We start from the raw sequence: 15,319 nt of genomic DNA on the forward strand, positions 1-15,319 counted from the left end.
TCATTGCAGATCGTGGGTTTTCAATAATCTCTAATCGTTTGCTTTTAACCAATTATCCAGCACAGAAATAAATTCATCGTGCTGATCCAATAATGCTAAGTGACGGCTGTTTGCGAACAAATGCCACTTCGCTCCGGGAATATGGTCGTAAACAGACTTAGCAATCAGTGGCGTGCACAAATCATCTGTTCCATTTGTGACTAGTACTGGTACGTGAATTTTATGCAAGTCATCGGTCACATCATAGTCGCTGATAGTGCCGTTTTCCGTAAATTCGTTGGGACCTTCAGCAATCAGGCTGGCACGTTTCCCGTTAGTTTTTCGGCGGAGCGGTTCCGGTGAATTTTCATCCGGGTCATCCCAACAATAACGTTCCATGTAACGTTCGTTGGCAGCCAGATATTTTGGCCCAGAAAAGTTACCAGTCCGTTCGGCTTGGGCAATCGCTTGGCGGTCTTCGTAGCTCAAGTAGGAAATTAATCTATGTTGTTCTTGCGTCCAAAGTTTGATAGAAGCTGGCGAGCCATCAATCATGACACTCTTGACGCCAGTCTGGTCGTACTGAGCGAGGTAGAGCATTTCCAGCATCCCGCCCCAGGATTGCCCCAGCATATGTAATTCATCTAGATGCAGGTATTTGCGCAGGGCAATCAGTTCTTGGACCCATGTCTCTTTGACATAGACGGATTCATCCTCCGGCAATGAAGACTTGCCGCAGCCGACTTGGTCGTACATGATCAGTTGCCGGTCACTAGTTTCAGCGTAGTCGTCCAGCAGTTCGAAATAGTTATGCGAGGACCCGGGGCCGCCGTGAATCAGCAGCAAGGGTGCCTTGCCGTTGGTTTCGCCGACTATGCGGTAGTAAGTCTTGAATCCGTGAAAGGGCATGTAGCCTTCTTCAATTTTCATGAAATCGATCCTCCCTTGATCAAAATGTCGTTTCATGTTTGACTCTACGCTTCCAAGCGCGTCAAGCCAAGACTAGAACACGGGATAATCTTGTTTTTCGCCATCAAGGTTCAAACGGGAAATGTTGCAGACTTAGCTGCCTACTACATTCATAAAAACGATGTCAATAAATTGGCTGTAGGGCTTATTAGGCTGCTATTCACCATTGTTTTAATTTTTTGAAAATAGTATTATTTGTTTGTATTCAAACATGTGTTGAGGCATTGTGGCGATTGTTGAGTGTGTTTGGAAGTAAAGTGTCGTCATTTTTGGCGGAAGTCAGGTGGAACCGCGTGCAAGCGTCCTGGCAGCATCAATGTGCTGTCGGGATTTTTTTTGTTTTCAAAGTCAGCCGCTGGCATCATAATTGAACGAGGAGTAATCGTTAATGACAAAAAAATTATCAATGCAGGATGTAATTCTCACACTTCAAGGATATTGGGCAAGTCAAGGCGCAAACCTCATGCAGGCTTATGATAATGAAGTTGGTGCAGGGACACAAAGCCCCTATACATTTTTAAGGGCAAACGGGCCGGAGCCTTGGCACGCCGCTTATGTGCAGCCTTCGAGACGTCCTGCTGATGGCCGGTATGGCCAAAATCCTAATCGCTTATTTCAGCATCACCAATTTCAAGTCGTGATGAAACCTTCTCCGGAAAATATCCAAGAGCTTTATTTACAAAGCCTGGAAAAATTAACGATCAATCCTTTGGAGCATGATATTCGTTTTGTTGAGGATAACTGGGAAAACCCGTCCATGGGTGCTGCAGGAATTGGTTGGGAAGTCTGGCTCGATGGCCAAGAAGTCAGTCAATTTACCTATTTTCAGCAGGTCGGGTCAATTCCCGTGGATTCAGTGACAGCTGAAATTACTTATGGTCTGGAAAGGCTGGTCTCATACATTCAGGACGTCCCATCTGTTTATGATTTGGAATGGGGAAACGGTGTTTTGTATGGCGATATTTTTAAAGAACCAGAATATGAACATTCAGTTTATTCCTTTGAACAGTCTGATGAAAAAATGCTGCTGACCAATTTTGATCAATTCGAAAAAGAGGCTAAACGCCTGTTGGACTTGGGACTAGTTCATCCGGCTTATGACTATATTTTAAAGTGCAGTCATACGTTTAATCTGCTTGATGCCAGAGGGGCTATTTCCGTTACCGAAAGGGCCAGTTACCTGCACCGAATCCGCAGCATGGCCCACAGTGTTGCCAATGAATTTATTTTGGCACGGGCCAAGCTGTCTTTTCCACTGTTAAAAGATCAGGATTTGAGAGAAAAGTACATCGGTAAAAAGGGTATTTATACAAAAAAGTTAGCCAAAAGAGCCAGTCAGGAGCAGCACCATGGTGGAAAATGAGAGTCGTTTCAGTGCTGAACAATTAGCTGCGCTTATCAGGCATAATGTTGATCATCCGTCCAAACAGGATTGGTTTACTAAACAAGATCTATTAGCTGCCTTGCTGTTCGGCCATTTCTTTTTGGAAGTTAATTTTCGATATAAAACGGCTGCTGGAAGAAGTTATTTGCTGCTTTTTACAAGTGAGCAGCTTGCCAAACGCGTTTTAAAGGATGATTTTAACCTGAATTTCCCGCTTACTAAAGAATTAATGCTTGATCAGGCAATTCAGATTGTCAAAAACGAAGGTTTGAACGGTATCATTTTTGATCACACGCTGATTGATTACAGTCTAACAGCAGAGGATTACGAAACGTCTATCCTGCCAAGGGCGGACTTATTGGAAAAAAGTCTCCACAACGACGCCATTTTAAAGCAGCTTGGCATTAATGACGGTACGGCTTTGACGGAAAACGCGATCAATCGTTTAAGTTTTATTGTTCCTGGGCATCTTTTTGAAGAACAGGAGCAGGAGCACCATTCATACCTCACTTTGCACAATGGTGCAGATGAGAGCAATTGGATTCCGGTTTTCACTGATTTGGCTAAATTAAAAGAGTGGTCGCAAGAACCCTTTGCCAAACATTTTTATGATCCCGACATTACCGTTTTTGCCTTAACAAAAAATGACTTGCTTCAATCAGAAAAAATAGGTGATTTTTATTTAGATGACCATATCGCGGCTAATGGCATTGTGATTGACGCGCCAATCCGTGCCCAGATGGGTCAAATTGTGCAGCTTAAGGAGGAAGAATAAACAATGGCTGATTATTTATTAGAAATTGGTCTGGAAGAAATACCGGCTCATCTTGTTACAAGTGCCGAAGATCAGCTCGTTTCCCGCAGCGAGGATTTTCTTAAAAAACATCTGTTGCACTATGATCGCGTGCAGGCTTTTTCTACACCGAGACGATTAGCTATTTTGGTTAGAAATTTAGCTGATTTTTCTGATTCAACAGATGAAGAACATCGCGGCCCTTCCTTGAAGGTCGCTAAAGATTCTGATGGCGCTTGGACCAAAGCGGCACAAGGCTTTGCTCGCGGCCAGAAAATGTCGCCTGATGATTTCACGGAGCGGGATGGCTATGTCTATCTCACAAAGCACATAGACGGCGTTGCTGCGTCTGAAATCCTGAAGAGTATCGCGACTGAAGTTGTTGAACAAATGAAGTTCTCGACTTATATGCGCTGGGCTGACTATAAATTGGAATATGTGCGTCCCATTCGTTGGCTTGTGTCGTTGCTAGATAAGGCCGTTGTTCCATTCACGGTTCTGGATGTGCAGGCTGGACGTGTGACACGCGGTCACCGTTTCCTAAATACTGGTGAGGTGATAATTGCACAAGCTGATGATTATGAAAAGGATTTAGCCGACGCTTTTGTGATTGCCAATGCCCAAACCCGAAAAGAAACGATTAGAAAACAGATCCATGAATTGGCTGATCAGCATGGCTGGCATTTGCACATTGATCAAGATTTGCTGGAGGAAGTCAATAATATTGTTGAATATCCAACAGCTTTTGCGGGTAGTTTTTCTGAAAAATACCTCTCGCTGCCAGATATAGTTTTGATCACCAGTATGCGTGACAATCAGCGTTTCTTCTATTTAACAGATGAGCAAGGTCAGCTGCTGCCGCACTTTATTTCTGTCAGAAATGGCAATGGCGACCACTTGGATAACGTCATTTCTGGTAATGAGAAGGTGTTAATCGCCCGTTTGGAGGATGCAAAGTTTTTCTTCCAAGAGGATCAGAAACATTCAATTGATTTCTTCATGGCGAAGGCGAACCATTTGATTTTTCACGCAAAAATCGGCATTGTCGTCCAGCATATGGCGCGTGTTTCCAAAATTGCAGCCTTGTTGGCTGACAAAATGGGTTTTTCCGAGTCAGAGACGCAAGACTTGCAGCGAGCTAGTCAAATCTATAAATTTGATCTCACTACCGCAATGGTAGGCGAATTTTCCGAACTTCAGGGAACAATGGCGGGAATTTACGCTGGACTCTTCGGTGAGAATGCCGTTGTTTCACAAGCACTTTCTGAACAATATTTACCGAGCTCTTCTGAAGGCAGCCTGCCACAAAGCCGAGTGGGTGCTTTATTGGCACTATCTGATAAGTTAGACAGTCTCTTTTCCTTTTTTGCTTGCGGCTTGATTCCCTCTGGCTCCAACGACCCCTATGGCTTGCGGCGAGCAGCTTTAGGCTTAGTTCGGATTATCGCCGATCAAAAGTGGCGTTTTTCTTTGAAAGAACTTCTCACGGATTTAAGCGGCTTAGTCCTTGCTAAACAGGGAGCTTTTGCGGAAATACAAGATCAGAATTTAACCCGAATTAATGGACAGCTTAACGCTTTTATTGTTGACCGAATTCGCCAGCTTTCCGATGGCAGCCGTTATGATTTGCTAGATGCTGCAACCAGTAAGATCGAACAAGGTGACGTGGAATTGATTTTAAGACGGATTAGTTTTTTGGCTAGCCACGCCGACGATACGAATTTCAAAGCAGTCGTCGAAGCTTTAGCGCGTGTACAGAGTTTGGCAGAAAAGAATCCTAGTCAAGAAAAAGTCGATCCGGACTTGTTTGTTAATGACTCGGAGAAGGCCTTATATTCTGCCAGCCAAGCATATTTCGCTGATCAAATTTCGCAATTAGATGATCAAGCTGTTTATAATTACTTTGCTTCTTTGAAAGACCCGATCAACGATTATTTTGACAGTAATATGATTTTGGACAAGGACCCGCAGATTAAAAAGAACCGACTTGCGCAGATCCATTTATTAAATGAGCAGATCTCCACTTTTGGTGATTTTAGAAAAATTGTCACGAAATAAGGTTGTCAGCCAGATCATTTTGAGTTTACATAATCTGGTATTTTCACTTAAATAAGCTGCTGAGCGCCCGTGGTAGCGCGTTTTTGTTTACTTGACAAAGTCAAGTATTCAGCATATAATTTAGTCTCGATCTAATGGCAGCTTTAATTCCTAAAGAGACAATTGAACAGGTTAAAGATGCCGCTGATATCGTTGACATTGTTGGCCAATATGTGGATTTGAAGAAAAAAGGTAAATATTATTGGGGACTTTGCCCTTTTGTAACTGAGAATACGGCCAGTTTCACAGTGGATGAAGAAGGGCAGCGGTATAAGTGCTATTCCTGCGGTCGCAGCGGCAATGTTTTTGACTTTTTATCTGAAAAAAAGGGCCTATCTTTCCCTCAAGCTGTGATGGAAGTTGCTTCTGGCCTAGGTATTCATATTGACCAAAAATATACAGAAAATGCTGGTAGCCGTTTTAGCGAACAAGAGCAGCGCCTGATTGATCTCAATAAGCAGGCAGCTGAGATTTTTAATCACCTGCTTTTAAATACAGACTTGTCTGGACAAGCATTGCATTATCTTGAAAAAGATCGCCATCTTGACCGTCAGACGATGACTGATTTTCAGCTCGGTTATCTCCCTTCAGATTGGTCTTTACATCATTTTTTTGATGAAAAGAAGATTCCAATGGAGGAACAACTGACTTCAGGGTTGATTTCTCAGTATGACGATGGCAGTTTTCACGATGTCTTTGCTAACCGCGTCATGTTTCCACTAAAAGATAGTTATGGCAATGTTGTTGGTTTTTCAGGCCGTACACTAGACTCGACTAACTCTGCCAAATATATTAATTCCAAAGAAACAGCGATCTTCAAAAAATCCAGGTTGCTCTATCATTTTGACCAGGCAAAGCAGGCAGCCAAACTTTCTCAGCGTTTCTTATTGCTGGAAGGCTATTTGGATGTGATCGCGGCACACAAAGCCGGGATTGATTATGGTATTGCGTCGATGGGTACAAGCCTGACTAAAGAACAGCTGCAATTAATTTCTCGCAATAGTCCTAAATTGACAATCGCCTATGATGGTGACTCAGCCGGACAGAACGCAACTTGGCGTGTGATTTCCGAGACTAGGCAATTTCCTCATCTTCAAGTCGATATTGTCACGATTCCTGCTGGCAAAGACCCCGATGAATATTTGCAGGAGAAGGGACCAGAAGCACTCAAACAAATTTTCGAGCAAGACAGTAGTTCCATCAATGATTTTGCGTTGGAATATTTAAAACGCAATCGTAATTTGAGTAATACAGCTGACTTAAGTGCTTATACGACTGATTTGCTGACCTTTTTGTCAGACCATCCTGATCCGATTGCTAATGATCTAACGTTAAAAAAACTGTCTGACCAGTTCGGGCTTAGCAGATCTGTGCTGGATCAATCCCTCACACAGCTCACCAAGAATAGTCCGAAAACTCGGATCATCAATCTACAACGATTTGCCGAGCCTGAGCTTGGATCTGGCTCGATGCCGGTAGGCACCACAACGACGGTACGTGATCCAATCAGCGGGCAGCAATCGATGATCGAAAGAAAAATGATTGTATCGGCTGTTTATCATGAATCCGTGTTTAAAGAGATCGAGAAGAATCAGGATTTTACCTTTCAAAATCCTGAAAATCAGCTTTATTATTTCCTTATTAAGGGCTTTCGCAGCAGACACCCAGGGATAGAATCAATTGGATCGGCACTGATGGAGAATATGACTGCAGCAGAACAAGAAAAATTTGCGCCCCTGATCAGTCATCAATTAGCCCTTTACTCGACAGCTAACATTGATGCGATCGATGATTATATCTGGCAGCTGACCGTGAGAATTCCCTTTGAGAAACAGATTTTGAGTCTAAAATCGCAAATACAGACGGCAATCAATTTAAATCAAAGCGACCAGATCAAAGAATTGAATGTTAAATTGGCAAAATTAATGAAAAAAAAGGCGGAGAACAAATATGACTAAAAAAATTGTTGTTTCAGAGAAAAATACTGTTGCAGAAATTCAAGAGGCTTTAACTCAAGCCGATGTCAATTTTTTGAAAAAGGATAAAAAAGCGGTTTTATTGCACTTGGCTCAGAAAAACAATCAAAAGGCAGACCGTGCAGAAAAAAAGACTCATACTGCAGCAGACAAAAACAAAATTGTGAAAATTGCCGATCAGCCCGCTGGCCTAAATCAGGCTCAAGCCTCTGCAGATTTTGATGAAAAAGCCTATGAAAAAGCCTTAAAAGCCTTTATCAAAAAGAACAAAAAAGCAGGCCAAGTTGTTTATGACGAATTAGAAGAAAAGATGGCCAAACCGTTTTCTCTGGATGCTGAGAAAATTGATAAATTGATTGAAAAAGTTGAAGATGCCGGTATTTCAATTGTTGATGAAGATGGCAACCCTTCTGAAAAGTCTCTGAATACGAAGACGAATAATCCAAGCAAAGAAGAACTATCAGCGGCTTCTTCAGCACCTAAGGGTGTTAAAATCAATGATCCTGTACGTATGTATTTGAAGGAAATCGGACGTGTTTCACTGTTAAATGCCACTCAAGAAGTCGAGATTGCTAAGAGAATCGAAAAAGGCGGCGCAGACGGCCAAAGGGCTCGTCAGGAGCTGGCCGAAGCCAACCTGCGTTTAGTTGTGTCAATCGCAAAGCGTTATGTCGGTCGCGGTATGCATTTCCTTGATTTAATCCAAGAGGGCAACATGGGTTTGATGAAGGCTGTTGAGAAGTTTGATTATACCAAGGGCTTTAAATTCTCCACTTATGCCACTTGGTGGATTCGTCAAGCGATTACACGTGCCATTGCCGATCAGGCAAGAACAATTAGAATTCCTGTTCATATGGTCGAGACAATTAATAAGCTGATCAGGATTCAGCGTACGCTCATCCAAGACCTTGGCCGTGACCCAATGCCTGAAGAAATTGGTGCGGAAATGGAATTAACAGCTGATAAAGTGCGTGAAATTCAAAAAATTGCTCAAGAGCCGGTTTCTTTGGAAACACCTATCGGAGAAGAGGATGACTCCCATTTGGGCGACTTTATCGAAGATAATGAAGGCGAATCGCCAATTGAGTCCACTTCTGATCAAATGCTTAAGGACCAGTTAGAAGAAGTCTTGGGTACTTTGACGGAGCGCGAAGAGAACGTGCTGCGTTTGCGTTTTGGTTTGGAAGACGGTAAGACTCGGACTTTGGAAGAAGTCGGCCGTGTCTTTGGTGTCACTCGTGAGAGAATTAGGCAGATTGAAGCCAAGGCTTTGCGCAAGCTGCGTCATCCGAGCCGTTCCAAGCAGTTAAAAGATTTCATGGAAGAATAAAGTTTCTCATGATTTTAAAAACTGAACTCAGCGTTCGGTTTTTTATTATTTTCTTGAAAGGATTTGTTTATGGCAAAATTGTCGGATCGCTTAATGGCAATCTATCGTTTGATCCCAAATGGCGCTCGTGTTGCTGATATTGGCACGGATCATGCAGCAATTCCGATTGCGCTTTTGGAAACAGCTAAATCATCTTTTATTATTGCTTCTGATTTGAGAAAGGGTCCTTTGTTTTCAGCCCAAGAACAGATTGATCTGGCAGATTTAGATAGTCCTCAGCAGATTGAGCTCCGCCTTGGAAGCGGACTTAGTGTGCTCAAAGAAGATGATGATATTGACACGATTGTCATGGCCGGTATGGGTGGCGAGCTCATTGCTAAATTAATTGAAAAGGTACCGACATTTTTGACAGACAGTCTTCTAATTTTGCAGGCGAATAACGAAGAATACACAGTCAGAGAAGCGATTATTCAGCAAAAACGTACCATCATTGATGAAAAAATTATTCAGGAAGGCCGACATTTTTATGAGATTATTGTTTCCTGTGCTACTGACAAGCCCAAAACTTTAACGAACCGTCAGATTAAATTCGGGCCCTTTCTCCTAGAACAAAATTCGGCTATTTTTCGTCGAAAATGGCAAAAGAAACGTGAGCATTTAGCCAATATTAAAAAAATTCTCGAAGAATCAAAGCAGCAGGGAAGTTTGCGATACGATAGTTTGCAAGAAGAAATAAAAGAGATTGATGAGGTATTGATGTGAAGTACGAAAAATTAGTAGACCGTTTTATTGGCTATGCCAAGATAAATACACGATCTAATGAAGCGTCAAAGACGGTTCCAAGTGATCCAAAAGAAGTTGCTTTTTTAAAGAAACTAGCCGAAGAATTAACACAAATCGGCCTATCTGATGTCCGTACAATGCCTGATGTCTACGTCTTTGCTAAATTACCAGCAAGCAAAGGCAAAGAAACGGTTACACCAATTGGATTTATTTCGCATGTCGATACAGCCGATTTTAATTCTGAAAATATTCAGCCGCAAATTCATGAAAATTATGATGGTCAATCAGCGATTAAACTCAGCGATAGTGTCAGTTTGGATCCGGCTGTTTTTCCTAACCTTCACAACTATAAGGGCCATACGCTGATTACGACAGACGGCACAACTTTATTGGGCGCGGACGATAAAGCGGGGGTGGCTGAAATTATCACAGCTATGTCTTATTTGCTGAATCATCCAGAGATTTCGCATGGTGAAATCGAGATTGCTTTTGGGCCTGATGAAGAAATAGGTATCGGCGCTGATCACTTCGATACGAAAAATTTTGGCGCCGAATTTGCCTACACAGTCGATGGTTCAATCAAGGGGGAATTGCAGTGGGCGACTTTCTCTGCCTCTGCGGCGACAATCAAGGCTAAGGGTACACAGGTTCACCCCTCATCAGGCTATGGCAAACTAATTAATCCGATTGTTGCCATTATTGATGCCTTTAATCTACTGCCAAATGAGCGGCCGGAAAATACACGCGGCGATGAAGGCTACTATTATCTGTTGGATCTTAATGGCGATGGCGATTCAGCTGAGGCACATTTGATTATTCGCGATTTTAAGCGCGATGGCCTAAAACAGCGCAAACAAATTCTTGCAGATGCTGTTAAACAGGTAAATGCACAATATTCACATCCTGTTTTGGATCTGAATCAATACGATCAATACTACAATATGGCTGATATTTTAAAGGATCATCTGGAGTCGGTCAAATTGGCAGAAGCAGCTTATAAAGAATTAGGCATCGCACCCAATGAGGCACCAGTCCGCGGTGGTACCGATGGTTCTAAAATCACATTTTTGGGTATGCCGACACCGAATATCTTTACCGGAGCTGAGAACCTGCATGGCCCATTTGAATTTGCCTCGGTTCAGGACATGGAATTGGCTGTTGACGTGATCCTCAAGATCATCGCGTTGCAGTCTAAATAAAAACACCGATTTATTATTGATCGGTGTTTTTTTTCGAATTGTCGGCTGATTGAGAAATTGTCGTGATAAGAAACGCGGCTGCTTCACCAATAACTAGAAAGATAATTGAAATTTTCCACGGTATATAAGCCTGTTTTGAAAGTTCGCCAACAATAAAGCCCAAAACATTACCTAAAATAACCGACCAAATACCCACTGCAATATATTTCATGAACAAAGTGTAAGACTGTTGCGTAAAAAATACAAATATACGAACAAAGTTTCGCACATTCGCGATATTATTTACTTGTGAGCTATACACCTTTACAAGTTTTTAGCGAATACGATCTGTTGAGAAATCCCAATAAGACCGACCTGCTCATTAGTGCTTTAAAAAATAAAGGATTTAAGGCGGCAGTTTTGGCAAACCATAATTACCTTTATGGTGCTGAAAAATTTCGTCAAGCAGCGATTTTAGCTGGAATCAAGCCAATAATCGGGTTGACAATCAGTCAAACTGATTTTGGCGAACTTATTGCGATTGCAAAAAATTTTCACGGTTATCAGAATCTAATGAAAATCAGCAGTTATCTAGCTTTTCATCCAGATGAGACATTTGAACTGAAAGATAGCAGCCTGTCACTGACAGATATTGCTTTGATTTTTGAAGACGATCAGCATAAAGCGTCTTTATCCAATGCGGACTGTTTTACGAGAAAAGAGCTCGGTTATTTTCCAATTGATTGGGTCAATGAAACAGATGCGATTGTTGCCACGGCGCTTCGGCATATCGATGAAAATGCCCTGAACTTCAATGGACAGGCAGAATTGACTGGCCATAGCCTCCAGGATGCAGACTTTTATGTGTCTCAACTGCCTTCGGATATTTTGCAAAATAATATCAATTTTTTCAATTCTGTGCGGAACGACTGGCCTGAAAATGTGAAGCACCTTCCCATTTTTCCATTGCCGCAAGGCGAGACGGATCCTAAAAAGTATCTTTCAGAATTAGTCAAATTAGGTTTGCAAAACCGCTTTTTAAATCGGAAAATCCCCGACAATTATAAAGAGCGAATTGATTATGAATTGAAAGTTATTTTCCAGCTTGGTCTGGCAGATTATTTTTTGGTGGTCTGGGACATCATCAATTTTGCTCGTCACCACAACATCCAGCTTGGTGCTGGTCGAGGGTCGGCTGTCGGGTCATTAGTTGCTTACGCTTTATATATCACAACGATTGATCCAATCGAGTATGATCTCTATTTCGAACGTTTTTTGAATCCAAAACGTGTACAGCTTCCAGATATTGATATTGATGTACCGGGCAATCGCCGTCAAGAAATTGTTGAATATCTGCAAGGCAAGTATTCAATCGATCATTTTTCTCAAATCGGTACTTTCGACACTTTCAAAAGGAGGCTGGCGGTTCGAGATAGTGCACGGATTTTTGCCAGCAGTGAAGGGAGTTTGAAACGTTTTTCTAGATTTATGGCTTCAAATGATGATGCTTTAGAGAATGCGGATCCAGAAAATCTACCAGACGGTATTTCTGATTTGCCTCATGCAAAAGAAATTATTGCACTGGCTAAAAAGATATCCGGACTACCGCGTCACATCGGTATTCATGCCGCCGGAATTGTTTTAAGTCCGGAAAAATTAGTTAATTATGTCCCTTTAAATCGTGTTTCCGATACGACGGTGACACAATTTGATAAAGATGATGTCGAGGCAATCGGCTTAGTTAAATTTGATTTGCTGCGTTTAACTAACCTCGATATGATTGCCGATATGCGTGCGCTAATCAGAAAAAATACTGGTCGGCGAATTAATCTGGACCATGTGCCGTTGGATGATATTAAAGTGCTGACCATTTTTAGGACACTGCAGACAAATGGCATTTTCCAATTTGAGTCTGATTCGGCCAAAAGCGCTTTAAAACAGGTATCTGTCAGCAGTTTTGATGATATTGTAGCAGTTAATGCATTGAATCGGCCAGGGCCGTCGGAAAATATCCCGGCTTATGCAAAGGGCAAGGCCGATTCAAGAGAAATTCATATTATCGATGAAAGTTTGCGAAATATTCTACAGCCGACTTATGGTGTGATTATTTATCAAGAGCAGGTCATGCAGATTGCACAAGTTTATGCTGGTTTTTCTTTGGGGGAGGCCGACGTTTTTCGAGCAGCAATCGGGCACAAGAATGAGAGCGTTCTGATGGCTCAGCACGATGCTTTTGTTGCTGGTGCCCTAAAAAAAGGTCATGAGAGTCGGCAGGCAGAAGAAATTTTCGCTTATATCGAGCGTTTTGCTAATTATGGTTTTAACAAAAGCCACGCGGTTGCTTACAGCAAACTCGCTTTTGAAATGGCTTTTGTCAAAGCCTATTTCCCATTAGAATTTTTCTCTGTATTGCTGAACTTTGATAGTAAAACGGCCTACCTGCAGGATGTTAAAAATAGTGGCATTCCGCTTGCCGGTCCAGACATCAATCATGCTCAAAGCGGCTTTTCCAGCGGCGACAATGTGATTTACACCGGGCTGGGCAAAATTAAGGGGTTGAACAGAAAAGTTGTCGAGCAGATTTTAAACGAACGTGACAACGGTGGTCCTTTCCCAACCTTAATTGATTTTTTGCAGCGGATGTCGGGCAGTGATTTGAGTGAAAACGATATCATACAGCTGGCCTATGCCGGGTCTTTGGACCATTTTGGCTATACACGTCAAGAACTCGTCGAAAATGCTGCTTCTCTGATTACGGCCATGCAGTTTGGCGGCAGTCTTCTCAGTGAGACGAAATTGAACGCCGCAAAAGAAATGCCTCTATTGCAGCGTTTACAGCAAGAGAAAGCTGTTTTGGGTTTTTCGATTTCTGGTCATCCAATTGATAGTTTGAGAAAAGAAATTCTTGCTAAGGGCTACACGCAGGTTAGCGACTTAAAGGCAGACACCGAAGTGAAGATGGCGGTCATGGTGGATTCTATCAGAACTACTCGCGATAAGAATGGTAATCAAATGGCTTTTGTCTCTATTTCAGATGGCAGCGGCGAAAGTTCCTTAACTGTTTTTGCTCGTGAATATGCGAAAGCCGCACCAATTTTAAAGAATGGCGCTTTAATTGCATTTATAGGAAAAACGCAGCTTAGACGGGATGAAATTAACATTATTGCAAATAAAATCAAGCAGATCGGCGACTGATTTGTGAAGAAAATGTTAAGATAAAAAGTGTTTTGTCAAATGAAAATCAAAATAGGAGCATTAAATGAAAAAGACAAAAATTGTTTCCACCTTAGGACCTGCTTCAAATGATCTTAAGACTATTTCCGCGTTGATTAATAATGGGATTAATGTTGCCCGTTTTAACTTCAGCCATGGTGACCATGATGAACATGCCAGCCGAATGGCTTTGGTTCACGAGGCTGAAAAAAGGACTGGTAAATTGATCGGTTTCATGCTCGACACGAAGGGTGCTGAAATCAGAACAACTGTCCAGGACACACCAACCGGAAAAATCGAATTCAAGCAAGGCGATAAGCTGCGCATTTCAATGAATGAGAAATTAAAGGGTACCAAAGACAAAATCGCCGTTACTTATAAGGGATTGTACGACGATGTCAAAGTTGGCGGAAAAGTTTTGTTTGATGACGGAATTATTGAAATGACTGTCACAGACAAGGATGTTGAGAAAAGAGAGCTGATCGTCGAAGTTGATAACGATGGCGTTCTTGGTGGCAGAAAAGGTGTGAACGCACCCGGTGTTGCTATCAACCTGCCTGGTATCACTGAAAAAGACAAATCAGATATCGAATTTGGTCTGGAGCAGGGCATTGACTTTATCGCTGCTTCGTTCGTGCGTAAAGCCGAAGATGTTCTTGATATCCGCAAACTGCTGAAGAAGCATCATCAAGAAAAGCATGTCATGATCTTCCCTAAGATTGAATCTCAGGAAGGTATTGATAATTTTGAATCAATCATTGAAGTTTCTGATGGGTTAATGGTTCCTCGTGGCGACATGGGTGTTGAAATTCCTTATGAAGAAGTGCCTGTCATTCAAAAGAAAATGATTCGTTATCTGAATCGTTTGGGCAAACCTGTCATCACAGCAACTCAGATGCTGGATTCTATGATTGAGAATCCTCGTGCTACTCGTGCTGAGATCAACGATGTCGAAAACGCTGTTTGGGATGGCACTGATGCGACCATGCTTTCTGGTGAATCTGCTAACGGTTCATGGCCTGTAGAAGCTGTTAAAACGATGGCGACATCTGATGAATATGCCGAAGACCATGTTCATGATGATGGTAACCGTATTGATTTGCACAATGAACCAAAAACAAGCGACACTGAAGTTTTGGCTCAAGCCGCTGTCGATGCAGCTCGCGAGGCTGGTGCTAAGGCCATTGTGGCTTCGACTGCCTCTGGATATACAGCACGTTTGATTTCTAAGTATCGTCCAGACATGCCGATTCTGGCCATCACTTATGATGAATTGACTGCCCGTTCATTGACAATCAATTACGCGGTTTATCCAGTTGTCGAAGAAGCACCTGAGACGACCGACGATATGATTGAATTAGCCAAGAAAACGGCTCACGACAAGAAATTAGCTAAAAAGGGCGACACAATCGTTGTTACAGCTGGTTTGCCTATTAAGACGCCGGGAACTACCAACTTAATTCACGTTGTCAAACTTTAAAATTGCTGACGAAAGAATTTTTCTTTTGATCACATATTAAAAAGAGTGGTTAGACTTTCTAGCCACTCTTTTTTTGAATACAAGATCTGTTTAAAGTTGTATGCAATCATTCGTTTATCTTCCTTCAGATTCGTCTC

The 15,319-nt window shown here is 42.2% G+C and carries 11 protein-coding genes; 9 read left to right on the forward strand and 2 right to left on the reverse strand.

What is annotated here, in order from left to right:
• Positions 1 to 30 precede the first annotated feature (30 nt).
• Positions 31 to 909 carry a proline iminopeptidase gene (pepI, locus tag ABF487_RS03870; RefSeq protein WP_415634524.1) on the reverse strand — a complete coding sequence of 293 codons (879 nt, stop codon included), beginning with the start codon at positions 907 to 909 and terminating at the stop codon, positions 31 to 33.
• A gap of 427 nt (positions 910 to 1,336) precedes the next feature.
• On the opposite strand from pepI, the gene glyQ reads away from it, so the two are divergent.
• The 7 genes from glyQ to pepT all read left to right on the forward strand — a co-directional run bounded on the left by glyQ (position 1,337) and on the right by pepT (position 10,510).
• Positions 1,337 to 2,311, forward strand: coding sequence for a glycine--tRNA ligase subunit alpha (gene glyQ, locus ABF487_RS03875; protein ID WP_415634525.1), 975 nt, complete (start codon positions 1,337 to 1,339; stop codon positions 2,309 to 2,311).
• Positions 2,298 to 3,107 (forward strand): hypothetical protein, encoded by an 810-nt coding sequence (locus ABF487_RS03880; protein WP_415625288.1) that lies wholly within the window; start codon positions 2,298 to 2,300, stop codon positions 3,105 to 3,107. The genes glyQ and ABF487_RS03880 overlap by 14 nt, the downstream gene beginning before the upstream one ends.
• Before the next feature lie 3 nt (positions 3,108 to 3,110).
• Positions 3,111 to 5,183 carry a glycine--tRNA ligase subunit beta gene (gene glyS / locus ABF487_RS03885; RefSeq protein WP_415634526.1) on the forward strand — a complete coding sequence of 691 codons (2,073 nt, stop codon included), beginning with the start codon at positions 3,111 to 3,113 and terminating at the stop codon, positions 5,181 to 5,183.
• A 134-nt stretch (positions 5,184 to 5,317) separates the two neighbouring features.
• The gene (gene dnaG / locus ABF487_RS03890) at positions 5,318 to 7,180 is read left to right on the forward strand and encodes a DNA primase (RefSeq protein WP_415634527.1); all 1,863 of its coding nucleotides are present in this window, start codon (positions 5,318 to 5,320) and stop codon (positions 7,178 to 7,180) included.
• Complete coding sequence (gene rpoD, locus ABF487_RS03895) at positions 7,173 to 8,528, forward strand: RNA polymerase sigma factor RpoD (RefSeq protein WP_415625291.1); 1,356 nt, start codon at positions 7,173 to 7,175, stop codon at positions 8,526 to 8,528. The genes dnaG and rpoD overlap by 8 nt, the downstream gene beginning before the upstream one ends.
• 69 nt (positions 8,529 to 8,597) lie before the next feature.
• Entirely contained in the window at positions 8,598 to 9,290 is a 693-nt protein-coding gene (locus ABF487_RS03900; protein WP_415634528.1) for a tRNA (adenine(22)-N(1))-methyltransferase, read from the forward strand.
• On the forward strand, positions 9,287 to 10,510 hold the full coding sequence (pepT, locus tag ABF487_RS03905; RefSeq protein ID WP_415634529.1) for a peptidase T: 1,224 nt from the start codon (positions 9,287 to 9,289) through the stop codon (positions 10,508 to 10,510). Before ABF487_RS03900 ends, pepT begins: the two co-directional genes overlap by 4 nt.
• Before the next feature lie 13 nt (positions 10,511 to 10,523).
• Here the strand turns inward: pepT and ABF487_RS03910 are convergent, their stop codons facing one another.
• Positions 10,524 to 10,721 carry a YjzD family protein gene (locus ABF487_RS03910; protein ID WP_415625294.1) on the reverse strand — a complete coding sequence of 66 codons (198 nt, stop codon included), beginning with the start codon at positions 10,719 to 10,721 and terminating at the stop codon, positions 10,524 to 10,526.
• Between the two features lie 77 nt (positions 10,722 to 10,798).
• Here ABF487_RS03910 and ABF487_RS03915 point away from each other — a divergent pair, with 77 nt between their 5' ends.
• Positions 10,799 to 13,684, forward strand: coding sequence for a DNA polymerase III subunit alpha (locus ABF487_RS03915; protein WP_415634530.1), 2,886 nt, complete (start codon positions 10,799 to 10,801; stop codon positions 13,682 to 13,684).
• Between the two features lie 64 nt (positions 13,685 to 13,748).
• A complete protein-coding gene (gene pyk, locus ABF487_RS03920) occupies positions 13,749 to 15,182 on the forward strand; it encodes a pyruvate kinase (RefSeq protein WP_415634531.1) in 1,434 nt (477 codons plus the stop codon).
• The last annotated feature ends 137 nt before the right edge of the window (positions 15,183 to 15,319 follow it).

The sequence above is a fragment of the Oenococcus sp. genome, from assembly GCF_047725585.1.
In the GTDB taxonomy this organism is placed as follows: Bacteria; Bacillota; Bacilli; order Lactobacillales; family Lactobacillaceae; genus Oenococcus; species Oenococcus kitaharae_A.

Bases quoted from the DNA above. Each gene is read 5' to 3' on its own strand.
- pepI (WP_415634524.1), bottom strand. From the start codon at position 909: ATGAAAATTGAAGAAGGCTACATGCCCTTTCACGGATTCAAGACTTAC.
- glyQ (WP_415634525.1), top strand. From the start codon at position 1,337: ATGACAAAAAAATTATCAATGCAGGATGTAATTCTCACACTTCAAGGA.
- ABF487_RS03880 (WP_415625288.1), top strand. From the start codon at position 2,298: ATGGTGGAAAATGAGAGTCGTTTCAGTGCTGAACAATTAGCTGCGCTT.
- glyS (WP_415634526.1), top strand. From the start codon at position 3,111: ATGGCTGATTATTTATTAGAAATTGGTCTGGAAGAAATACCGGCTCAT.
- dnaG (WP_415634527.1), top strand. From the start codon at position 5,318: ATGGCAGCTTTAATTCCTAAAGAGACAATTGAACAGGTTAAAGATGCC.
- rpoD (WP_415625291.1), top strand. From the start codon at position 7,173: ATGACTAAAAAAATTGTTGTTTCAGAGAAAAATACTGTTGCAGAAATT.
- ABF487_RS03900 (WP_415634528.1), top strand. From the start codon at position 8,598: ATGGCAAAATTGTCGGATCGCTTAATGGCAATCTATCGTTTGATCCCA.
- ABF487_RS03910 (WP_415625294.1), bottom strand. From the start codon at position 10,721: ATGAAATATATTGCAGTGGGTATTTGGTCGGTTATTTTAGGTAATGTT.
- pyk (WP_415634531.1), top strand. From the start codon at position 13,749: ATGAAAAAGACAAAAATTGTTTCCACCTTAGGACCTGCTTCAAATGAT.